We start from the raw sequence: 22,818 nt of genomic DNA, 5'->3' as shown, positions 1-22,818 counted from the left end.
CAATAAAGAATAAGCATCTATCTTGTATGAAGGAGGTTTCACATATGGAATTTAGAAGATTGGGCGGAAGCGGATTGAAGGTTAGCGATATCAGTCTGGGGAGCTGGCTGACGTACGGGGGATATGTGGAACGGGAGAATGCCGTGAAGTCGATTCAGACTGCATATGGACTTGGCGTTAATTTTTTTGATACAGCGAATGTGTATGCCCAGGGAGCGGCTGAAGTGGTTGTCGGGGAAACCTTGAGAGCATTCCCAAGGGAATCCTATGTCCTGGCCACGAAGGTATTCGGCAAGATGGGGGACGGACCCAATGATCAGGGACTTTCCCGCAAACATATTAGAGAGCAGTGCGATGCGAGTCTGAAGCGGCTGGGAACCGATTACGTCGACATCTATTACTGTCATCGATATCATGAAGAAACACCGATAGAGGAAACGCTGCGGGCGCTGAATGACCTTGTCCGGCAAGGCAAGGTGCTCTATGTAGGAGTCAGTATGTGGACCGCTGCCCAGATGGAAGCGGCATTGGCCGTGGCGGACCGCTATTTGCTGGATCGCATCGTGGTGAATCAGCCGCTGTACAACATGTTCGAGCGCAAGATCGAGGAAGAGATCATCCCTTTAGGCGAGAAGAAGGGCATTGGTCAAGTGGTCTATTCTCCTCTTGCGCAAGGGCTGCTGACGGGAAAGTACGCCTCCAAGCAAGCCGTGCCGGAGAACAGCCGCGCATCGAAGATTGGAGCCGACCGGCTTAAAATGAGTGAAGACCGCATTCAGAAGGTGCAGGCCCTGGGAGTCGTTGCAAGCGAGCTGGGTATGACCGTCGGCCAATTGGCCTTGGCCTGGATTCTGCGTCAGAACAACGTAGCTAGTGCACTGGTGGGGGCCAGCCGTCCGGAGCAGGTGGAAGAGAATGTGAAGGCTTCCGGTATTAAGCTCTCTTCAGATACGCTGACTGCCATTGAAGAAATACTGAAGGCGGATTCGAATTAAGAAAGAATCAGATCATGGATTTCGGGAGCGGAACATACGCGGTTGCGTCCGCTGTCCTTGGCGCGGTACAGCTCGCGGTCTGCTTGCTGGAGCAGCTCCTTGGCATTTTTCGACCGGATCGTATCGGGATGTACGGCAGCCCCAATCGACACGGTGATCTGGATCTTGGTTCCGTTTTCCAGGACAAAGATATGATCCGCTACGGCGGCCCGGATTCGTTCTGCAATAGCGGCCGTCTCGTCAATGGTCGCTTCCGGGACCAGCACCGAGAATTCTTCCCCGCCGTTGCGGGACACTTCATCAAAAGAACGGGAATGCTCCCTCAGCACTTTGCTGAGCTGCTGCAAAACGGCATCTCCGGCCGCATGGCCGTAGGTGTCGTTTATTTTTTTGAAATGATCAATGTCCACGACAAGAACACCCAGCCGTTCGCTGAAATGCTGGGCTTCGAGAAAACGTTCCGACAACAGCTGCTCGAACTGGCGCAAATTGTGAAGACTGGTCAGGTGATCCGTTTCCGCATTTTTCTTCATCTGCAGAAATAGTTGATTGGACGTGTTGATATACTCCGTCAACATGTAGATGACAACCGTGGCGAGGACGGATATGATAAGGTGCTGCGTGAAGACAGTATATACCTTATGGTGGTCCTGGATATTCATCCACATAATGCCTAGGAGCACCAGCATGCTCGATACGCTCATGAGCAGCATTTTGTTTAAACGATTCCAATGGATACGAGATACCGTCCCGCATATGATGCCGATCAGCAGCATGCCGGCTCCCGCAATGGCAGAGGAAGCGGACATGCCGAACAGAATCAATCGCCCGAGCGCAATGAGCACGCCGGCAATCAGGGCTGGAAGCCAGCCCAAGTAGCTGGCGATCACAACAATGGCCAGATGCCGCAAATCTGCGAAAAACCGAGGGTCAATCGGAAAAGAATAGTACATCAAGATGATCCCGTAAATGCCAAAGAGCAGTCCAGCGTTGATCTTAACGCTGATGGACGGTGTCACAACGCCTGCTACATATTTTTTGGACAGCAGTCCGGATAAGTATAAGAAAGTCACAAATATACAAAAGTTGGTAAACAGTATATTGGTCATGGGGGATCATTCCTTTCATGTACCTTGCACAATGGCGGCAAGGCGATGAAGACATTCACCCCCTATTTTATCGGAAAATGGAATTGTATGTCGAATATTAAATGTTTTATTTTGTTAATTTTCAGGAGTCTCTAAAGGTAGGAGAACTTCAAACATCGTCCGTTCCGTATTACTGGTCACCTGAATCGTGCCATGATGGGCATCCACGATGGTCTTTACGATAGCCAAGCCAAGTCCGGAGCCGCCGGTTTGATCGGTGCGCGATTCATCCGCCCGGTAGAACCGCTCGAACAGATAGGGGATCGCATATTGAGGGATCGGGGGGCCGTAATTGATGACCTGTACGATGGCAAACTTCGAATCACTTGATACCTTCAAATCCACCACCCCGGCCTCAAGTCCGTGCCGTACCGCATTGGACAGCAGATTCTCGAAGGTGCGCATCAGTTTATCCCCATCCGAGGAGATCATGATTTTCTCCGATTCAGGCGTGAAGTTGACCTGTACGCCTTCCTGCTGCCCGGTTAGTGAAAAGTCCACGGCCAATTGCGCGAGCAGCTCCACCAAATTAATGTCAACACGGTTCATCGGGGAGTACCCCATTCGTGTATATTCAAACAAATCGTTCACGAGTCCGCCCAGGCGCAGCGACTTATCGTACGCGATATCGGTATAATACCGGAGCTCGACCTCATCCTTGTAATGGTCTTCATTGACCAGCCGCAAGTACCCGATGATGGAGGTGAGGGGGGTACGCAGATCATGCGATACGTTGCTGATCAGCTCGTTCTTGGACTGGACGGCCATGCGTTCCTCCGCCAGCGATAGCTTGAGCTGCTTGGCCATTTGATTGATTTGCGTTGCCATCTGGCCCAGTTCGTCATTGGAGCTAACGATAATCTCTTGATCCAATTCGCCCTTCGCCAAACGCTTTGTACCCTCCATTAACTGATTGATTTGACGAATGGTGCCTTGACTCAGGAGGAGCACCATACAGATAAACAGCACGATGCCGATGATCGTCGGGATGATGGGGAAACCGAAGAAATCCTCCAACGTACGATCAACTCTGAAAAGGGTGTTTACCCAGGGCTCCTTCCAGTATTCCCGGCCGATCAATCGGAAGATCTGCTGCGCGATGAACAGTATGGCCAAGGTCAGGGCTCCGCTGGCAAAGAACAGTGTAATGATCTTCCATTGCAGCTTACGCATGGATTTTGTACCCGACGCCCCATACCGTTTGAATGAGCTTATAACCCAGCTCCCTCTCGAGCTTGTCCCGCAGGTTGCTGATGTGCACCATGACCGTATTATTGGATACGTAATATTTCTCCTTCCAGACCTGCTGGAAGATATCCTCGGCGCTAAAGATTCTCCCCGGTTGGCGGGCAAGCAAATACAGAATCTCGAATTCTCTCGCCGTCAGAGAGATCGCTTTGCCGTTGGCCGTTACTTCATGCGTACTCCGGTTAATGTCGAGCCCATTAATCTCGATCCGCTCGCTGTCCTCCCGATGCAGTTCCGCATTGTACAGAGTGGAGCGCCGAAGCAGTGTTTTGACGCGAGTCGTCAGCTCCAGCGGATTGAACGGTTTGATCATATAGTCATCCGCTCCGGTCATCAGCCCCAGTATTTTATCCATGTCCTCACTCTTGGCGCTCAGCATCAGGATGGGTATGGACGAGGTTTCCCGGATTCTGCGGCAGGTATCAATCCCGTTCAGCTTAGGCATCATGACATCCAGAATCACGAGATCCACCCCCCCGTTATTGCTGGTCATGGCCAGAAGCGCTTCCTCCCCGTCATGGGCCTGGATCACGCGGTAACCCTCATTCTCCAGGTAGATGGAGATCAGCCCGGAAATTTCTTTATCATCATCTACGATTAATATACTTCTCATTAAAATATCCTCCAGTAAATCCGCCTATTGGAAACAATGATTCCTTACGAACAGTGTACCCTAAATTGACCCTATAGAGTGCAGCTTGGCCTTCAAAATCGTGAGTTCTTCTATGACAACTATTAAAAAAGAGCGGATAGGAGATTCGAAAGAATGCCTTGCCGTTCGAATCCGTAATCCATCAGCTTCCGGGTTTCCGTAAAGCGTTGATCGGCATCCCCGGTTCCCATCACGACGGAAATCAGCCGGTTTCCACCACGAGACGCCGTTCCGGTAAAGCAGTAACCGGCAGAGCGGGTATATCCGGTCTTAAATCCGTCATTACCTTCGTATGAATGTGCCTCCCCAGGGAGCATGAGATTGGTGGTATGCAGGGACAGCTTCTTCTGCGGAACAGGCAAATCGCGCTGGCTGGTTACCTCGAGCAAATCCGGATGTTTGTTAAGCAGCCATCGGGCCAGCATGGCCGAATCCCTGGCCGTCATGACGGTATCGCGTTCGGTGGCCGCTTCGGCAAAGGGAGCGAGGTCAGCGGCAGGCAAACCGGAAGCATTGGCGAAGACGGTGCGATCAGAGAGGCCGATTTGTTTCGCCCGGGCATTCATGCTCTCCACGAATCGGGACTCCGACCCGCCGAGATGCTCCGCAATAGCTACGGCCGCATCATTGGCCGAATGGATGATGAGCGCTTCGAACAGCTGCTTCAACGTATAACGTTCGCCTTCATGCATGCCGATGCCTGAACCGGGCACCTCTGCGGCATATCGGCTGACCGGTACATTCTCGTCCCAAGCATGCTGCCCGGAACGAACAGCATCCAGCACCAGCAGTTCGGTCATCATCTTGGACATGCTCGCGGGAGGAAGGGGAAGATCGGCATGCATAGCATAGAGCACGCGGCCGGTATCTGCATGAATCAAGATGGCCGAACTGGCTTTGATGGGAGGAGGAATAAACACCCGCGCTATGAACACGGCCATCAGAATGACGCTAAACAATAGCAGGAGCAAGCTTAATCTTGTGCGTCCCTTGCGGGGCTTCGCAGGTTTATGCCGAATCGTGCCGGCTTGCCGCCGGGATCGTTCAGGGGATGACGGTACATGACGGGGATGCTTGGCTATGGATTCCATGGCGATCGATCGCCTCCTTTGGCGGGCTATATATGTTTCATCGTTTTATGTATGTTCTAATTCTAACCACACAAGCTAAAGGAATTTTTAATTGAATCTAAAGAAATCTTAAAGATTACCAGCGGAAATTCTGGCACGGGATGTTGACCTTGAAGAGAATAGGATTTATACTTGATCTAAAAATAAATTAAAAGGGTGAATACCTTGAAATCTTTAAATCTGACGACGCAACGCCAAGCGGTGTACGATGTCCTTCGGGAATCGCATGATCATCCGACTGCTGCGGATATCATGAACCGGCTGGTGGAGAAAGGATATAATTTAGCGTACGGAACGGTTTATAATTCCCTGCGTTATTTGACGGATAAGCAGCTGATCCGTGAATTGAAGCTGGGCGAGAGCGCGAGCCGGTACGATGCCCGTATGGACGATCATCAACATATTATTTGTGAAGTATGCGGTAAAGTGGACGAGGTCATGACGGAGGTGCCAGAGGATTGGGCTGCTACGGTAGCCGGTGAAACCAATTACGTCATCCATCATGCTCATGTCGTATTCGGGGGGGTGTGTCCAGAATGTCAAACCAAACGGAAGAAATGACGGAACTTGGAACGGTCTATTCATTTCCTGATTTCCAGTCCGGCAATCTGTATGTTCGTCCGACGACGCCGATCGCGATGGCGATAGGGGATGCTTGTCCCACAACCCTGCGGGCTGCGTTATTAAGCCGTTCTCCCGGACGGGTGAACGAAATGTTCATTACCTTGACTGAGAACTGCTTTGAGGTGATGATGTTCCGCAAATGGGAACCGCGTCTTCAGTCGGCATTGAATACAGGACTGATTATTGCCGATATGACGGGCTGCCGGAATATGGCGGCGTTCAACAAGGAGAAGGAACTCCTGCTGCCCGAACATTCCTCTATTCCGATTCTATACCTAGTAGGGGAAGAGTTAATGAGCAAAGCAGGTTCAAGTTTGTTAAACGAAGAGCTTATGGTATGGCCTGCCCGTTCCAAAGATACGATGATGTATCAGGTGCAGCGGACCATTCGATTATTCTCTCCTGCTGCCGGATTGTCGGGTGGAGAAGAGGTCATGCGCGGCCTCATCTATAAAGACTTATCCATTGATCGGGATAAAATGACCATCCACCGGGGCAGCACTCCAATCCATTTGACCAAGACAGAGTATCATTTGCTGATGCTCCTGCTGGACAGCGAAGGGGCCGTCTGCACGCGTGAGGACCTGATGTGCAAAATTTGGGATACGGATTTTATGGGCGGCAGCAATGTGGTCGACGTCCATATCAAAAGCTTGCGTAAAAAGCTGAGCGACAACGCGGGAGCCCCGCGCTATATTGCAACGGTTAGAGGAGTGGGATACCGCCTGGCGGACTAATCCCCCCTCCCTTTTTTTGTTCATTTTGCGGTACTCAAAATGAATTCATCCGACCTTCATATAACGATCATAGAAGGGTCATATAACACTCATGCGACAATCATGATCCAATGGATTCTCCAGTGATACAATCAATTCATAAATTTAGATTCAGTCTAAAATCAATTATAGAAATGATGGAGGGTTCATATATGGATAGAATGACAACCAATCAAGGGGCTCCAGTCGGAGATAACCAAAACTCCAAAACGGCAGGACGCCGAGGACCGACGCTGCTTGAGGATTATCATCTGATCGAAAAAATTGCCCACTTCGACCGTGAACGGATTCCGGAGCGTGTTGTTCATGCCCGCGGGGCAGGTGCACATGGCACATTTGTTGTGGAGCACGACATGAAGCCTTATACGAGAGCTGCATTCCTGCAGGAAATTGGTCAGGAAACTCCTGTGTTCGTTCGCTTCTCCACGGTTATTCATGGAACAGGGTCACCCGAAACGGCACGCGACCCACGCGGATTTGCCGTGAAGTTCTATACGGAGGAAGGCAACTATGACATTGTAGGGAATCATATTCCGGTCTTCTTTATTCGCGACGCGATCAAATTCCCTGATATGGTGCATTCTTTGAAACCTTCGCCGGAGACCAACATCCAGGAGCCCGGCCGGTATTGGGATTTCATGACGCTGTCTCCGGAATCCACACATATGATGACCTGGCTGTTCTCGGATAATGGCACACCAGCGAACTATCGCGAGATGGATGGCTTCAGTGTCCACGCCTTCAAATGGGTGAATAGCGAAGGCAAAGTGACTTACATTAAATACAAATGGGAATCCGTACAAGGCGTGAATACGCTGAATGCCGATGAAGTGGTCGAAGTGCAGGGCAAGGACTTCAATCACGCCACCCGTGATCTTCATGAGCACATCGCAAACGGGAATTTCCCGAAATGGCGCTTGCAGGTACAGCTGATGTCCCCGGAAGAGATGGATGGATTGTCCTTTGATCCGCTGGATGCTACAAAGACCTGGCCGGAGGATCGCTTCCCGTTCGTAACGGTCGGCACCATGACCTTGAATCGCAATCCGCAGAACTTCTTCGCCGAAGTTGAGCAGGTCGCTTTCTCCCCAAGTGCGCTGGTGCCTGGCATCGAGCCGTCGGAGGATAAACTGCTGCAAGGCCGGCTATTCTCTTACCCGGATACGCAGCGTCATCGACTCGGTGCGAATTATTTGCAGATCCCGATTAACTGCCCGTATGCTCCTGTGCGTAATCATCAACGTGATGGCTTGATGAACGTGAATCAAGATCCGTCGCCGGTAAACTATGAGCCGAACAGCTATACAACAGGTCCTGTGGAAGACCCTACTGTAAATGAAAGCGAAGCACCGCTCATCGGGCATGTCGTTCGCCAGCGTATTGAAAAAACAGATGATTTCACCCAAGCCGGAGAATTGTACCGTTCGTTTACGGAACAGGAGAAGGATCATTTGATCCGCAATCTGGTTGATGACCTCAGTCAGGTCAAATCTGATATCCAGCTCCGTGCCGTATGCAATTTCTACCGTGCGGACGCCGAATATGGTGCAAGACTCGCTGCCGGACTTGGCGTAGACCTGAGCGGATTCATACCTTCCAATCAGCCGAAGTAACGTAGTTTGATCTTATAAGAGCCAGCCATCTTTGTTTTTCGCTGTGCAGGATGGATGGCCTTTATATAGAGGTGGTCTATGACCGCCGCCAAGAGGGGTACCCGTATAACATGGGTACCCCTCTCTTAGTGGAAATAATTACCTATATATACTACATAATGAATGGTCTTAGAGATGCCGATAAGTTGAAAGGAGTATTTTTTTATAGAAGACAGATGAGATTCACTGCAGTTTAGAAAGGAAAGAAACCAATGAAGAAAAAAAGAGCTAATCGTATTAGAAGAAACCTGATTCTCACATTTCTGCTCGTGCTTCTTGTGCCCAGCTGCGCTATCGGTATTATCACTTACCGTGACGCCAAGGGAACTGTCGAGGAAGAAATTCTGCGCAGTGCATCGCTGAGCGTCGAGACGGCGAATGAGATCATTAATCACACGCTGCAATCCAAGTTCGATGACCTGAATTATTTAAGCGTGGCGATGAAGTCCACTGAAATCGACAAGGAACTCGAAGCGAAAGCGGGTTCAACTATCAATGCACTGAAGCAGTACCTGGGACTTCATCCGGAGACGGTGGACGTATTTATCGGTACGGCACAGGCTGGCATTATCAAGGCATCAGGGGAAAAGCTGCCGTCCGACTATGATCCTAGACAAACGGAATGGTTCCAGCAGGCAATGAATGCATCGGGCCAACCGATTATTACAGCCCCCTATACTTCGAACACGGGCTCCTTGATTGTAGTAACGCTAGCTCAGATGCTGCCTGACGGCAAAGGTGTCGTGGGTATTGACCTCAACCTTCATAGCATCCGGAGTCTGGTCCAAGTGCAGGTAGGTAAAGAAGGCTATACGATGGTGCTGGATCAAAATCACAAATATCTGTTTCACCCCGATTATGACGCAGGGACGGACGCGTTGGCTAAGGAAGCTTGGGTCTCCAAGATGTATGAGCAGCCAACCGGTCATTTTCACTATGATCATGACGGCATCGAGCAACAATTGAACTACATTACGAATGAACGAACCGGATGGAAAATTGCCGGGACCATGTTTGTTAAGGAGGTTGACGACTCCGTTAATGGCATCCGCCAAACGATGATTGTGGTTATGAGCGTTTCGCTGCTAGCCGCCTTAATCATGGTGACTTGGAATGTAAGCTCTGTGATCAAACCGATCCGCCGTATGCGCCAAGCGACGGAAGTCATTAGCGAGGGGGATCTGACGCTTCGCATGAATGGTTTCAAGCGTGACGAGATTGGCGAGTTGGCCGATCACTTTCAGCAGATGGTGGATAGTCTCAGGGACATGGTTCACGGGGTCAAAGCCATGACGGAGAATGTTTCCGCATCTTCAGAGCAATTGTCCGCAAGCGCCCTGCAAAATACAAGCGCCGTCGAGCATGTTACGTCTTCCATTCAGGAGGTTGCCGCCGGCAGTGAACGTCAGTTGAACGCCGCGGAGGAGATTCTGAAGGGTATTCTTCAAGTATCCCGGCATGCTGATGACATTGCGGATGTATTGGAGAAGGTTACTGCAGCCATGAACCAGACGGAGGAATTGGCCCAGGAAGGGAACCAGACGGTGATTACCGCAGCAGCGACGATGCAGGATATTGATCATGCGATGAATGATCTGAATGGGGTTATCCATCAGCTGTCTGAGCGGACCGAGGAGATCGGCGGTATCGCTTCCGCCATTACCGCCATTGCCAAGGAGACGAGTTTATTATCGCTGAATGCCTCTATCGAAGCTGCAAGAGCCGGGGAGCAGGGCAAAGGATTTGCGGTTGTAGCCGCGGAAATCCGTAAGCTTGCTCAAAGGTCGGAAAGCTCAGCGGATTACATATCGGGGCTGATTACAGGAATACTGGCAGAGGTGGAACGAACCATGGAAATGACGGAAGCCGCCAGGCAGAAGGTATCGGACGGCGTTGACGCAGCGGATCTGACCGGACGCTCCTTCTCCCGTATCAAAAAGGCAGTGAACACGGTGTCCGGCCAGGTAAGAACCACTTCGAAATCGGCTAAGGAATTGGCTCAAGATACAGCTTCCACGAAAAAGTCCGTTGAAGATATCCGTGGGGTGTCAGAGCAAACGTCAAGCCAGACCCAGACCATATCGGCAGCCTCTCAGGAACAGCTTGCTTCCATGGAAGAGGTCAGCGCATCTGCTGCGGATTTAAGCCGTTTAGCTGAAGAACTGCAGGAGATGGTGAAACGCTTTAAGATTTAAGAGATTCAAGGGCGCTGTAATATGCCCCGAATATTTCGTGTTGAAGCAGTAAAGGAGCTTATATTCCTTTGCTGCTTTTTTGTTTGTGGCAGGAAAGGGGGGCTTTATGAAAGAATAAGACCAAAGTGGCTTTATCTCTAGGAGCGGGGCCTTTATACTGGAGTCAACTGCTTGAAGCTGTAAGACTGACGGATGCACAAGCTAGAAAATGATGAGAGTGGGGCATATAACATGGCACAGCATATGAAAGATCGGATCGTCGCTTTAGCTGGTCCGCGCAAGGCAGCAGACATGGCCAAGCTGGTGGAGAAGATGGGTGGCACCGCGCTGCTTCGTCCGGCCCAGGGAACCGTATTTTTGGATGATGAAGTACTGCGCCGTTCGATCGAAGCTTGGCTCAAGGCGCCTGCACCGTGGGCGATATTTACGACGGGAATCGGCCTGGAGGCCATTTATGATACAGCAGAACAGATGGGCCTTTTGGATACATTGAATGAAACGCTGCAGAGCACCTCGATTGCGGCAAGAGGGTACAAAACGGCCAATGCGCTGAAAAAGCGCGGGCTGGCACCGGTCGTCAGAGATGATGACGGCAGTACGTCGGGGCTGATCCGGTCTTTGGAGCCGCATGACCTATCGGACAAGCGTGTCATTCTTCAGCTGCATGGCGAGTCTGCTCCGAAGCTGGTGGATTGGCTGGAAAGTCGTGGGGCGGTAGTAGAGCAGATCCTGCCTTATAAGCACATTCCGCCGCTGGAGGAGGATGTTTCGCAACTCGTTGATGAAATTGTGGACGGCAAGGTTCACGCGGTTGCTTTTACAAGCGCGCCCCAGTTTCGTTTTCTTGCGGATTATGCACGTGCCCATGGCAAGCTGGAGGCTGTGCTGGAGGCGTTCCGCGGACCGGTCGTGGCAGCGGCTGTCGGCAAGGTTACGGCTCAGGGGCTTCGCGAGGAAGGCATTGAACGCATGGTGGTTCCCGAGGAAGAGCGAATGGGCAGCATGATGGTGGCGCTTGGCCGCTACTTTGCTCAAAACCAAGAATAATGTCATGATATAACGTAATGAAGTTGGGGAGATTTCAGTCCATGCCAGCTTCTTCATGCATGTTCCTAAGGATCATGTGAAATATTGAGTAGTAAATAGGAGGATGACCGATGGATAAAAGAAAAGCATTGCTGCTTGGCAGCTATACCCACCCGAAGTTTCATCCGCTGCAAGGCATCGATAAACAAATGACACACTTGCTGAACGACATGTTCACCGTGCAGTGCACGGAAAATCATAAAATGCTGCATGAAAGCAATCTCTACCCTTACGAGCTCTGCATCGCCTACAGCGACCTATGGGACGAGCGCGTTTCGCCCCGGCAGACCGCAGGTCTGCTGTCCTATGTAAGCGGAGGCGGCGGCTTGCTTGTGATTCATAACGGCGTTACGCTGGCCAATCGTTATGAGCTGGCGCAGCTGATCGGCGCCCGTTTTGACGGACACCCGCCTATGGAGAAGCTGTACTTCGTTCCGGGGGAGACCGATCATGATATTACGGAAGGCGTGGAGCCTTTTGTGCTGGATGAGGAGCCTTATCGGTTCATATTCAGTCCGTTTACGGAAAAAACCGTGCTGCTGCATTATGAATTCGAAGGCAAGCAGTGGCCTGCTGCCTGGTGCCATACGTATGGCATCGGACGCGTTGTCTTCTTGATGCCGGGTCATCACGAGCCGTCCTTTCTCCAACCTCAGCTGCGTTTAATGATTACGCAAGCGGCCAAGTGGGCTGCACGCGTTCCGGGTTAAGAAGCCATTTCGATACGATAGTAGGAGGGACGCGCTTGAGCGGGAAGATACTAATTGTTGAGGATGAAGCGAAAATATCCCGTTTGCTTGAAATCGAGCTGGAGAGTGAAGGATATCAGGTCACCAAGGCGGATAACGGGCTGGATGCGCTGGAGGCATACCGCAGTCAGGACGTTGATTTAATTCTGCTGGATGTCATGCTCCCCGGTTTGAGCGGGATTGAGCTGCTGCGGCGGATTCGTGCCCATGATTCCCACACAGCCGTACTGCTGCTGACAGCCAAGAGTTCCGTTGAGGATAAAGTATCGGGGCTTGATCTTGGAGCCAATGATTATATCACGAAGCCGTTTCAGATCGAAGAGCTGCTGGCGCGGATTCGTGCTGCGCTGCGGCTCCAAGGCAAGCAGGAGCCGGAAGAGCAGGCGGCAGGGGAGTGGCTTACGGCAGCGGATTTGAAATTGAACGAAGGTACGCGGGAAGTCATTCGCGATGGCAGAAGGATCGATCTGACGCCGCGTGAATTTGACTTGCTCGTATACTTACTGAAGAATAAACGGCAGGTGCTGAACCGCGAGCAGATTCTCGCTGCCGTATGGGGATACGATTATTACGGCGACACCAACGTCGTCGATGTATATATACGTTATGTCCGCAAGAAAATCGATCATGACAGCACATCCGAGCTCATTCACACCGTCCGCGGTGTCGGCTATGTGTTGAAAGAGACCCCATGAAGCTGAGCAGTAAAATCCACCTCTATTCATCGGTGCTGATGGCGGCCATTCTGATTGTCATGAACTTATCCGTATACTATGTGTTCAGCAAAATGACGGTGGACAGCCAGCTGGAGCAAGCGGAAGCCGAGGACTCCAGAATATCGAGGGAAATGGCCAAGGCTGCGGATACGATCCCGGTGGGCGAATTGCTTCGGAGCTATGTGCCGCTGGACGGGAAGATCCAATTGCTCGGACCCAATGAACGGTATCCATCTACTTGGGTGACTTCCTCCGGGGAGGATATGGATGAGCTCAAGCTGCCTTACGATACGAAGAGGCAGGTGAAGGTCGTCGAGTATGAAAATATCCGGTACACGATGGTTTCCCTGCCCCTCATCTGGAGAGACGGGGTCGTGGTCAATATCCAGGTCGCCCGCAGTCTTGCCGCTACGATGGAGACGCTCCAAGTGCTGCGAATCGTGCTGGTCGCCGTAACCGCAATTGCCTTAGTTCCGGTCATCATCTCGACGCGGATATTGGGGCGTTTAATCGTGCAGCCGATTACGGCTTTGATCCAAACGATGCGGGAGATCCGGCAAAGCGGGCGGTTTCGGCGAATCGAGCTGAAGGAGAAGTCGAAGGATGAATTGGTGGAGATGGGGGCTGCATTCAACGATATGATTACGCTGCTGGAGAGCAATCATGCAAGGCAGGAGCAATTCGTGTCCAATGCTTCCCATGAGTTAAAGACACCGCTCACCATCATCGAGAGTTACGCCAGTTTGTTGAAGCGGCGAGGTCTGGACCGGCCCGAGCTATTCATGGAATCCGTTGAAGCGATCCATTCGGAAGCGATCCGGATGAAGGAGCTGACGGAGCAGCTGCTGCTGCTTGCCCGCAATCAGGATCAATGGCAGGTCGAAATGGAGCAGGTGGATCTGGTGACATTATCGGAGTCTTCCGCGCGCGCATTTCGCGATGCCTATAACCGCACGGTGGAGGTTGAAGCCGATGGCGAGGTTCTCGGCTGGACGGACAGCCGCAGGCTGAAGCAGCTCTTGTTCATTCTGCTGGATAATGCGCGCAAATACAGCGATGAGCATATCGTCATCCAGGTCGGCAGGAAGCCAGCGGAAGTTTATATCCGGGTCATCGACCGCGGAATCGGCATTGCCAAAGATGAGCTGGAGCACGTCTTCGACCGTTTCTACCGGGTGGACGAGGCTCGTACCCGCCGGGGTGGGGGCGCCGGCCTTGGTCTGTCCTTGGCAAAGGATATCGCAGAGGCCATCTCGGCTTCGATAGAGCTGGATAGCCTGCCAGGTGTGGGTACAACCGCCACGATTCGGCTTCAAGCAACGAAATAAAAGGCTGCCAACTTCCCTTTTTCTCATCGTATTCTAACCATGCTGCGCTATACTGACGGTAAAGACAGATTGTATCCGAGGTGATTCGATGCGTAAAAAAGTCAGTCTGCTGCTGGGTGTCGTGATGCTGGTAGCGGTTTTGATTATTGTGAATGCGGTATGGAGTCCTTTTAGCCCTTCAACTTCCGCCATGTCAACGGATGAAGTGGTGGAGGAGGTGCTCTCCCAATATCCTGGCGGCGAAATAACGAAGACCACACTGGATGGCGGGGTGTATCGATTGGAGCTACAGTCGGCTACCGGAACGTATGAGATGACGGTGGATTCCCGCCAGGGCGACATCGTGTCCATCCAGCAGCTGAATGAGAGGGCTTCGCAGCCGCCCACCGAACCGGATCCAGATACTCATCCTTCCGAGCCAGCGGATCACGGCGACAAGGAAGCAACAGGGGGAACGACGGGCGGGGAAAGTGGAAATGGAAGCGGCACTTCGGAACCGCCTGCAACGATGATTACCAAAGAATATGCGATCAAGCTTTCTTTAGAGAAGGTACCGGGAACGGTGGAAGACGTGGAATATCGCGAGAACAAGAGCAGTCGTTACTACCTGGTGGAGATCGAGCGGGAAGACGGGCGTGAAGCGACCATTCAAGTCCATGCGATTACCGGCAAGATCATGACGGTGACTTGGGATGATGAGGACGATTGATGAATAGATGAGAGGTCTTGTCCGTGTTTTCTCATCGTTTTCTAATCTTTCTCTCTGAAAGCTCTCATGTTGAGAGAGTATATTGGGTTTGTAGAGATCAACAGGAGAGAATCATGAGGAGGCGTAAGATGATGAAGAAGAAAATATGGTGGGCAGGCGCACTGTCCATAGCCATCGCGGCAAGTGGAGTATACGGCTATAACGCTGTACAGGCGGCAGGATCCGGACAGACGACTGCAGTGGGAACTCAGGCAGCAGCGAAGCAGCAGCTAATCGGAATGGAGAAAGCAGAACAATTGGCACTGGCTGCTGCCAATGGCAAAGTGGAGAGCATGGATATAGACCGGAAAAAGGGCAAACTGGTGTACGATGTGGAGATCCAGCAGAATAACCGGGATGTGGATGTATGGATTGATGCCTATACTGGCAAATCCCTTGGGGTAAGAGTGGACCGGGATGACGACGATGATGATCGTGACAACCTTCCAGGCAATCTGATCGGTGCCGGCAAGGCATCCGCTATCGCCGTTAAACACGTTAAGGGCGGGACGGCTGTGGAAGTGGATCTGGACCAAGATGACGGCAGATGGGTGTATGATGTCGAAGTGAAGACAGCAAACGGATCATCCGACGTAGAAGTCCATGCGGTCAGCGGTAAAGTGATCAAGGCAGAGTATGAGAAATACGACGACCATGACGACGACGATGCCCATGATGACCATCACGATTGGGATCATGGTGATCACGACGATCATGATGGGGATGACGACTAAGTCATTCTCTATCTATATGGGATAGCATTTATAAGCGAACAGGCGGATCATTTTCTTCCAGCCTGTTCGCTTTTTCCATTGTATTTTACATAATAAGCATGGCTGGAATGCAATTTCTTGTTATTCGAATGTGGATTGCCCTCATATTTCATGTGAATTCAGGGGAAATTGATAAGGCAGCTTCTCTATACTTATGAAAGCAAGTCCAAGGATAGATGTTTTTACCAGCGTTAAAGGTTATAATGGAACCAGACAACGACCGGGAGGGATATACCGTGAGTGATCTTTTTAAGAAAGCAATCTCGTTAGGATTGGGCCTTACCGTGGTCAGCAAGGAAAAAGTTGAGAAAATCGTGGATGATCTGGTCAAACGCGGGGAGCTTGCTCCTGCGGAGTCCAAAGCGCTTGTAAACCGTCTCGTCGAACGCGGCGAAGAGGAGCAGTCGCAGATCAAGACCTATATTTATGAACAGGTGCAGCGTGTATTGTCCGATCTGGATGTTCCCAAAGAGAGTGATGTCGCCAGCCTGGAACAGCGCATTGCTACTCTGGAGAAGAAGGTTGTAGAACTGGAAGGATCGCGGCAGGAATAGATGGCGGTCCGAATCCGACATGCCGGACGTTACCGGGAAATCGCCATGGCGCTCATGCGTCATGGCTTTGGCTATATGGTGGAAGAGATGGGACTGTTTCATGTTCTGTCGCTGCCTGTTCGCTGGAGTTCAAGGGAACAGCCGGAGACGATTACGCTCGGGGAACGCATACGGCGGGTGCTTGAGGATCTTGGCCCCGCCTTCGTAAAGCTCGGACAGTTGGCGAGTACAAGATCGGATCTGCTGCCGGACCATATTATCCAGGAATTGGTGAAGCTGCAGGAGCGGGTGCCTCCTTTTTCTTCCGCGAGCGCACGGGAGCTGATTGAGCAAGAGTGGGGTATGCCGATCGATGAAGTGTTGAGTGAGTTTGAAGACAAACCGCTGGCCGCGGCCTCGATTGGGCAGGTCCATGCGGGGAAGCTGAAGTCCGGGGAGCATGTAGCGATTAAGGTTCAGCGGCCCGGGGTAGCCCGAATGATCGGTCGTGACTTGGAGATATTGCGGGATTTAATCTCGATTGCCGAGCGCCACTGGGAATGGGTGAAGCAGTACCGTGTGGACCGGATTGTTGACGAATTTGCCAGAGCGATGATGGCAGAGCTGGATTACAGCCATGAAGCCCGAAACGCAGAGAAGATAGCCTCCCAGATGTCGGAGCATGAATTTATCCGCATTCCGCGGATTTATTGGGAGTATACGTCTTCCAAAGTGCTGATGATGGAGTATGTCGATGGCCTCACTTTAAGCCGGAGGCAGGAGATCGTGGACAAGGGACATGATCTGAAGGCGATCGCTGAACATTTGATCGATGGCATGCTGCAGCAGATCTTTATTGAAGGATTTTTTCATGCCGACCCTCATCCGGGGAATTTGCTTGTCAGGGAGGACGGCAAGCTGGTCTTTCTGGATTTCGGGCTGGTGGGTCACCTCAGCGAAGATATGAAGGACCATTTGTCCGGACTCATTATTGCCTTGATGCGGCGGAATTCGGAAGGGATGATCCGGGCGATTTCCAAAATGGGATTGATCCCGGACGATTGCGATATGGATTCGCTCCGGTCGGATATGGACCGGTTGCGTGGAGAGTATTATGATGTGCCGTTCGCACAAGTGCGGATCGGCAAGGCGTTGACAGATCTCTTTGCCGTTGCCCAGCGCCACCGGATTATGCTGCCGCCGGATATGACGCTGCTCGGCAAATCATTGCTGACGTTGGAAGGGGTCATCGAGATGCTGGACCCGAACCTGAGCATTATCGATATGGCGGAGCCTTTTGGACGAAAGCTATTGAAGAAGCGGTATAACACCCGCCGGATCAGCAGGAAGGTGCTGGATGGGGTGAGCGGACTTGCAGAGAGTTTGCTTGATCTGCCCGGACAGGCCAGGCAGCTGTCGGCTCTGATCAGCAAGGGGAAGCTGCGGGTGGAGATCAGTGTTCCGGAACTGCAAACCCTGATGCGCAAGCTGGATCAGATCAGTAACCGGCTGTCCTTCAGCATAGTGCTTCTAGCTTTCAGCATCATCATGGTGGGTCTGATTATCGGCTCGTCGCTGAGCCGGGAGCCGATGATGCTGTGGAGTTTCCCCGTGATTGAAGTCGGGTTCATTGTAGCCTTGCTCATGGTTGCATGGCTGCTGTATGCCATTTTCAAATCCGGCAGGTTCTAGCCAGTAGACTCAGATCTTGCCCGCTTGCGCTGCTGCACCCAAGTCTGGACTCCGATGAGGATCCACTCTATGAGGTGAAAGAATAGGGCAATGAGAAGTGCTTGCAGCCAGCCGCCGACAGGCATGCCAGGCACAATCAGAGACACAATGTACAGCAGAACCGTGTCGGTCACAACTGTGACCGCCTGTTTGATATAGATGGAGGTATCCATGCGAAGCAGCAGCCTTAGCAGGGTGATAACTAAAGGATGAATGATACCTTCGAAGATCAGGAGTCCAATCAGGATCGTGAGCGAGAAACCGATCCATATGCCTTGAGCGTCGTATGCCAGGACTTCACCTGACCCTGATGGATCCGACATGGGGAACCACCGGGCATATAACATCGCAAAGAATTCTAACGGTATAATGATAAAGGCCGACAACAGCGGGATAAGCCACAGCTTCTTCCGGAAGGGGACGACAGGCTCCCCGTCGCGTCTTGAAATATAATTCATCATCAGATTGATAAGGCCGAACAGGATCATCAGGATGAGTGCTGACAGGATGATCTGCAGGGTATGCATATCGGGGACACCTCCTCGCTGGTGCAAACTGGATATCTATATCATTGACATTACCAAAGTCAGGGTCTTTTGTCAGTTGAAAAGAAATACAACGAAAACGTTCCGGTCTACTTAGAACGAATTCGATCGACATTTTGTTGGGACTTATATGTAAGTATGTTTGTTTGCTATATCCAATCGACCTGACGCAAGCAGATGCTAAATAATTTAAATGAGGTGGAACGTTTGCCGAACTTTCAACAGCTGGGCATTGACGAACAAAGAGTACGGAAACTGAAGGAGCAGGGAATTGCGGTGCCGACTCCGGTACAGCAAGAGAGTATCCCGCCGCTGCTGCAAGGAAAGGACGTTATCGCCCGGGCGAAGACGGGCACTGGCAAAACGCTGGCTTTCATGCTGCCAATATTGCAGCATATCGATCCCAAGCGGGCGTACCCGCAGGCGCTCATTATTGCGCCGACACGGGAATTGGCATTGCAGATTACGGAAGAAGCCAAGAAGCTGACAGTCGGCGAGCCGGACGGGATCAAAATCCTGGCGGTCTATGGTGGTCAGGACGTGGAGAAGCAACTCCGAAAGCTCGAAGGCGGACGACATTTGATCATCGGAACACCGGGCCGATTGCTGGATCATTTACGCCGGGGCACGCTTGAGCTGGGCGGCGTGAAGCAGCTGGTGCTGGACGAAGCCGACCAGATGCTGCACATGGGTTTTCTGGATGAAGTCGAGACACTGATCCATGCACTTCCGTATCGGCGCCAGACGATGCTCTTCTCGGCCACGATGCCTGCCGGCGTGAAGCAGCTTGCCGGTAGCTATATGAATGAACCTGTCGATATCGTCATTAAAGGGGCTTCCCCGATCCCGCTGGAGCAGATCCAGCAGGTTGTGGTCGAGTGTACGGACCGCTCCAAGCAGGATGCGCTGCGTGCCATGCTCGAGGAGCATAACCCTTTTCTCGCGATTATCTTCTGCCGGACGAAGCGCAGAGCTACTATATTGAATGAGGCGCTGCTGGCCCATGGGTATCAATCGGACGAGCTTCATGGGGATCTGTCACAGGCGAAACGGGAAGCGGTGATGAAGCGATTCCGGGATGCCAAACTCCAGCTGCTGGTAGCAACGGACGTTGCCGCAAGGGGGCTTGATGTTGAGGGCGTGACTCATGTCTATAACTACGATATGCCTCATGATGTTGATAGTTACATCCATCGTATCGGACGGACCGGACGGGCTGGGGGGAACGGGATGGCTATCACGTTTGCTGCCGGTAAGGATCTTAACGATCTACAGCGCATCGAGGAAGGAATTTCCCTTCGCTTGAAGCGCGTGCGCTATGATTCCAGTGCAGGAGGCCTTAGGGAAAGCACCGGCGGCTCAGGCAGGGATACGGGCAGACCGGGAAAAGCAAGAAACATCTCTTCGCTTGAATCTGATCAAGAACGTGGTCAAGGCAGAAGCCGGGCAGATCGCGGTACGGGTTCCGGGCGGAGCCGCGGTAGCGAGCAGGGTAGAGGAAGAGCCGGATCGTCACGCAGAGATGAGCGTGGCTCCGGACGGGCTGGAAGCCGCGACGGTCGTCCAGGCGAGGGACGCGGACCATCGTCGGCTGGAGGTCGCAGCAGCGGCAGTCGTGACGGCGGGCGTGCAGGCGAAGGCCGTGGACAGTCACAGGCCGGAACACGTGGCAGCAGCAGCCGTGGACAGTCCAGAACCGAGGGTCGGGGAAATCAAGGCAGTCGCGGTGGACAAGGCGGTACACGATCTTCCGAAGGCCGCGGTGCAAGAGGCCAGAGTGGTGGACGGCGCGGTGGCCGCAGCCGCTAGCAGGTACAGGAGATTTTTGGAAGGCATCTGTTTCAAGCCGGAAAATCCCGTTTAAGTAGAGAGCGTTACCCAGTCAATGACAAGGAGGCGTTACCATGTCTGAACATAATCATGTAGTGAACAAGAACGGTGAGCTGGATGTGAGTAAGGTCAGTGACGCGATGGACCGGATTGATGATGGGGAGAAGGAGAGGATCCTGGCCGATTTTGATGCCTTCCAATCCTATTTGAACAAGCGAATTCAGCTTGCCGAGAGTATTGGGTTGAATGAAGAGCAGCTGGCGCAGGCAGCAGAGAAGGTAGCTGGCTATCTGGCTGCAAATGAGGAGCCCCGGAATTCCGAAGAGAAGCTTCTTCAGGAGTTATGGAAGGTTGGAACCCAAGCGGAGCAGCATCAACTGGCTCATCTGCTTGTGAAGCTGGCTCAGAAACGTACGGCTCCATAAGGCAAAGTATGAGATGGAGATCCTTCCCGGCCAACTTGCCGTGGAAGGATTTTTGGGTTCAAGAGTAGTAATTAACATACTTATAGGGATGTAGGGATGTATATTAATTTCTATACATAATATGATGCATGCAAGCTAGAGCTGCTTGTCCGCCCCCTGGCTTCGGTATCCGGGTGAGGTGCATCGAAAAGGTATCTAGGTGCAACGAAAAAAAACCAGGTGCAACTAAGTGCAACGAAATCGCAGTAACGATGGCCAGAACCCCGCCGAACGCTGAGGCTAACGGACATCAGATACGTTATTTCCCTGTTATGAGGCCAATTTATCGTAATTACGGACACCACAGCCGTTATTTAGCGTGGAAACAGCCAAAATATCATCTTTTTAGATGAATAACGGATCTCCTGTCCGTTTGTTTCGCTAAAAACCCCATTTTCTACGAAATAAAGTCTCCTGAGTCCGCTAGACTCTAAGTGAACGCAGGACGCAGCTCCATCGCTCGGCAAGACTTACAATTACCGCTCTTCTGTCGCACTGCCGGCGCACGCTCTACCGTTGGCCTATCATACTATTTGGTACATCGTGCGAACTGCTGCCTATATGATCTACAATGTCTTCATTTCATGTGAGAGTACATCGTGCGAACTGCTGTCTATATGATCTACAATGTCTTCATTTCATGTGAGCTTTAGAAACAACGAAGAATATGAGGGGGAGTTGCTTGAATGTCTCTGGTGATTCATGAGCAGAGAAAGCCCAAAATGCAGCCTTTTTATTGGGTGATTACATTTGAAATGCACGTGCTGGGCATACTGCTTGGCCTGGCCCTGACACTAGGTCCTTTGATGTTACTGTACCTCTGGACCAATGTCTGGACCTGGATGAGTCTGGCGGCTACACCCGCCGGTATCTTCATGATGATTCGTCGAAGATCATATTGAGTACGAGAGATGGGACCCGGAAACGAAAGACTCCCTGAAGGGGAGCCTTAGGATCGGTGACATCAAGGAAATATACTATGGGCGATACATCTTTCAATTCAGCTATGCTTATAAGAAAAGCAAAATGACCGAATCCGTGCCTAGTGCGGAGTTAATGCCCATTATGTACCTCGTCGCGGGAGAAGGTCAGACGGAACGGGCGGTTGCCGTTCCATTTACGGATCCGATGGAGGCGAATCGTTGGCTGGAGGTTATCGGCAGAAGGGACATTCCCCTATACCTGACGTCCATCATCATTCAAGATCTGGGGGATGAATCGGTTGCGTCTTTGCTTCGCGAGGATGAGGATTTAGAGCGTTCCGAATTTGATGGCAATATGGAGCGGCAATTCCGGCCTTACCTGGACCGTCTGGTGCAGGAGAACGAGGAGGAAGACCGGGAATTGACAGAGGAGGAGCTTAATCAGCTGGAATACGAGATGAAGCTCCTCGAATACGAAGAGGCGCTGCAAAAGCGAAGATCGGCTTTCCGTGGAACCGGTTTGCTTGCGTGGCTGATTTTTCCGGTTCAGTTCGCCATCGGTTTTTGGCTGACGCGTCAGGCAGAGCTGGGGAACGCGGACCCGGAACAGCGGCTATACCCTATTCTGCTTGTTGCACTCTCCGCGATCCTGTTCTTCTTCCTGGTGAAATGGATGCGCTGGCTCCAGATCATCATGTTCTCATTGGTTACCTTTATATCGTTTATGTTCTTGGACTTTTCCGAGATCGAAACGGATCCCTCGTACCAAATGTCCAGCATGCTCCTTGCTATAGCTATGCTGTCACTGCCTGTGGTTGGTCTTTTCTATTTGGGTATCCGGTATATCCGCAAAGGAAGGGATGCGAGGAATCTGCCGCCGATGCCGGGGCCGTATCAGCCTCTCCCTGATAAAGATAAGGTGGGGATCCAGTCCGGAGACCATCTGTCAACTTAATACAAAAGCGAGAAAAA

At 51.8% G+C, this 22,818-nt stretch carries 22 protein-coding genes; 17 read left to right on the top strand and 5 right to left on the bottom strand.

The window, feature by feature from the left end; all coding sequences use genetic code 11:
- Window positions 1-44: 44 nt before the first annotated feature.
- Window positions 45-995, top strand: coding sequence for an aldo/keto reductase family protein (locus tag NYE54_RS31855; protein ID WP_339268599.1), 951 nt, complete (start codon window positions 45-47; stop codon window positions 993-995).
- Here NYE54_RS31855 and NYE54_RS31850 read toward each other — a convergent pair.
- The 4 genes from NYE54_RS31850 to NYE54_RS31835 form a co-directional block, all read right to left on the bottom strand.
- Window positions 992-2,104, bottom strand: coding sequence for a diguanylate cyclase (locus tag NYE54_RS31850; protein WP_339268598.1), 1,113 nt, complete (start codon window positions 2,102-2,104; stop codon window positions 992-994). The genes NYE54_RS31855 and NYE54_RS31850 overlap by 4 nt on opposite strands.
- A gap of 114 nt (window positions 2,105-2,218) precedes the next feature.
- The gene (locus tag NYE54_RS31845; RefSeq protein ID WP_339268596.1) at window positions 2,219-3,316 is read right to left on the bottom strand and encodes a HAMP domain-containing sensor histidine kinase; all 1,098 of its coding nucleotides are present in this window, start codon (window positions 3,314-3,316) and stop codon (window positions 2,219-2,221) included.
- Window positions 3,309-4,004: a response regulator transcription factor gene (locus NYE54_RS31840; RefSeq protein ID WP_339268594.1), complete on the bottom strand. Its 696-nt coding sequence runs from the start codon at window positions 4,002-4,004 to the stop codon at window positions 3,309-3,311. The genes NYE54_RS31845 and NYE54_RS31840 overlap by 8 nt, the downstream gene beginning before the upstream one ends.
- Window positions 4,005-4,126: 122 nt before the next feature.
- Entirely contained in the window at window positions 4,127-5,134 is a 1,008-nt protein-coding gene (locus NYE54_RS31835; RefSeq protein ID WP_339268593.1) for a D-alanyl-D-alanine carboxypeptidase family protein, read from the bottom strand.
- A 204-nt stretch (window positions 5,135-5,338) separates the two neighbouring features.
- Between NYE54_RS31835 and NYE54_RS31830 the strand changes: the two genes are divergently transcribed.
- The 12 genes from NYE54_RS31830 to NYE54_RS31775 all read left to right on the top strand — a co-directional run bounded on the left by NYE54_RS31830 (window position 5,339) and on the right by NYE54_RS31775 (window position 18,045).
- Window positions 5,339-5,734, top strand: a complete 396-nt coding sequence (locus NYE54_RS31830) for a transcriptional repressor (protein WP_076323915.1) — start codon at window positions 5,339-5,341, stop codon at window positions 5,732-5,734.
- Complete coding sequence (locus tag NYE54_RS31825) at window positions 5,710-6,534, top strand: winged helix-turn-helix domain-containing protein (protein ID WP_339268592.1); 825 nt, start codon at window positions 5,710-5,712, stop codon at window positions 6,532-6,534. The genes NYE54_RS31830 and NYE54_RS31825 overlap by 25 nt, the downstream gene beginning before the upstream one ends.
- Window positions 6,535-6,725: 191 nt before the next feature.
- Window positions 6,726-8,186 (top strand): catalase, encoded by a 1,461-nt coding sequence (locus NYE54_RS31820; RefSeq protein ID WP_339268591.1) that lies wholly within the window; start codon window positions 6,726-6,728, stop codon window positions 8,184-8,186.
- Between the two features lie 251 nt (window positions 8,187-8,437).
- The gene (locus NYE54_RS31815; protein WP_339268589.1) at window positions 8,438-10,420 is read left to right on the top strand and encodes a methyl-accepting chemotaxis protein; all 1,983 of its coding nucleotides are present in this window, start codon (window positions 8,438-8,440) and stop codon (window positions 10,418-10,420) included.
- Window positions 10,421-10,651: 231 nt separating this feature from the next.
- Window positions 10,652-11,467, top strand: coding sequence for a uroporphyrinogen-III synthase (locus tag NYE54_RS31810; RefSeq protein ID WP_339268588.1), 816 nt, complete (start codon window positions 10,652-10,654; stop codon window positions 11,465-11,467).
- A gap of 110 nt (window positions 11,468-11,577) precedes the next feature.
- Complete coding sequence (locus NYE54_RS31805; protein ID WP_076323920.1) at window positions 11,578-12,216, top strand: ThuA domain-containing protein; 639 nt, start codon at window positions 11,578-11,580, stop codon at window positions 12,214-12,216.
- A gap of 35 nt (window positions 12,217-12,251) precedes the next feature.
- Entirely contained in the window at window positions 12,252-12,950 is a 699-nt protein-coding gene (locus tag NYE54_RS31800) for a response regulator transcription factor (protein ID WP_076323921.1), read from the top strand.
- Window positions 12,947-14,299, top strand: a complete 1,353-nt coding sequence (locus NYE54_RS31795) for a HAMP domain-containing sensor histidine kinase (RefSeq protein ID WP_339268586.1) — start codon at window positions 12,947-12,949, stop codon at window positions 14,297-14,299. Before NYE54_RS31800 ends, NYE54_RS31795 begins: the two co-directional genes overlap by 4 nt.
- A gap of 88 nt (window positions 14,300-14,387) precedes the next feature.
- Entirely contained in the window at window positions 14,388-15,008 is a 621-nt protein-coding gene (locus tag NYE54_RS31790) for a PepSY domain-containing protein (protein WP_339268584.1), read from the top strand.
- Window positions 15,009-15,136: 128 nt separating this feature from the next.
- A complete protein-coding gene (locus tag NYE54_RS31785) occupies window positions 15,137-15,781 on the top strand; it encodes a PepSY domain-containing protein (RefSeq protein WP_339268582.1) in 645 nt (214 codons plus the stop codon).
- 275 nt (window positions 15,782-16,056) lie between these two features.
- Complete coding sequence (locus tag NYE54_RS31780) at window positions 16,057-16,374, top strand: phasin family protein (RefSeq protein WP_076323924.1); 318 nt, start codon at window positions 16,057-16,059, stop codon at window positions 16,372-16,374.
- On the top strand, window positions 16,375-18,045 hold the full coding sequence (locus NYE54_RS31775) for an AarF/ABC1/UbiB kinase family protein (RefSeq protein WP_339268580.1): 1,671 nt from the start codon (window positions 16,375-16,377) through the stop codon (window positions 18,043-18,045). It begins immediately after the preceding gene.
- Here NYE54_RS31775 and NYE54_RS31770 read toward each other — a convergent pair.
- Complete coding sequence (locus NYE54_RS31770) at window positions 18,042-18,611, bottom strand: hypothetical protein (RefSeq protein WP_339268578.1); 570 nt, start codon at window positions 18,609-18,611, stop codon at window positions 18,042-18,044. The genes NYE54_RS31775 and NYE54_RS31770 overlap by 4 nt on opposite strands.
- 195 nt (window positions 18,612-18,806) lie before the next feature.
- Here NYE54_RS31770 and NYE54_RS31765 point away from each other — a divergent pair, with 195 nt between their 5' ends.
- The 4 genes from NYE54_RS31765 to NYE54_RS31750 all read left to right on the top strand — a co-directional run bounded on the left by NYE54_RS31765 (window position 18,807) and on the right by NYE54_RS31750 (window position 22,801).
- Window positions 18,807-20,438, top strand: a complete 1,632-nt coding sequence (locus NYE54_RS31765; protein ID WP_339268576.1) for a DEAD/DEAH box helicase — start codon at window positions 18,807-18,809, stop codon at window positions 20,436-20,438.
- Window positions 20,439-20,533: 95 nt separating this feature from the next.
- Window positions 20,534-20,884: a DUF3243 domain-containing protein gene (locus NYE54_RS31760; protein WP_076323927.1), complete on the top strand. Its 351-nt coding sequence runs from the start codon at window positions 20,534-20,536 to the stop codon at window positions 20,882-20,884.
- Between the two features lie 725 nt (window positions 20,885-21,609).
- Window positions 21,610-21,825 carry a hypothetical protein gene (locus NYE54_RS31755; protein ID WP_339268574.1) on the top strand — a complete coding sequence of 72 codons (216 nt, stop codon included), beginning with the start codon at window positions 21,610-21,612 and terminating at the stop codon, window positions 21,823-21,825.
- Between the two features lie 163 nt (window positions 21,826-21,988).
- Entirely contained in the window at window positions 21,989-22,801 is an 813-nt protein-coding gene (locus NYE54_RS31750) for a hypothetical protein (RefSeq protein ID WP_339268573.1), read from the top strand.
- Window positions 22,802-22,818 lie beyond the last annotated feature (17 nt).

It is taken from the genome of Paenibacillus sp. FSL K6-1330 (assembly GCF_037976825.1).
GTDB lineage: Bacteria > Bacillota > Bacilli > Paenibacillales > Paenibacillaceae > Paenibacillus_AQ.
Note: the sequence above shows the minus strand (reverse complement) of the source record. Positions and strands in the feature narration are given on the sequence as shown.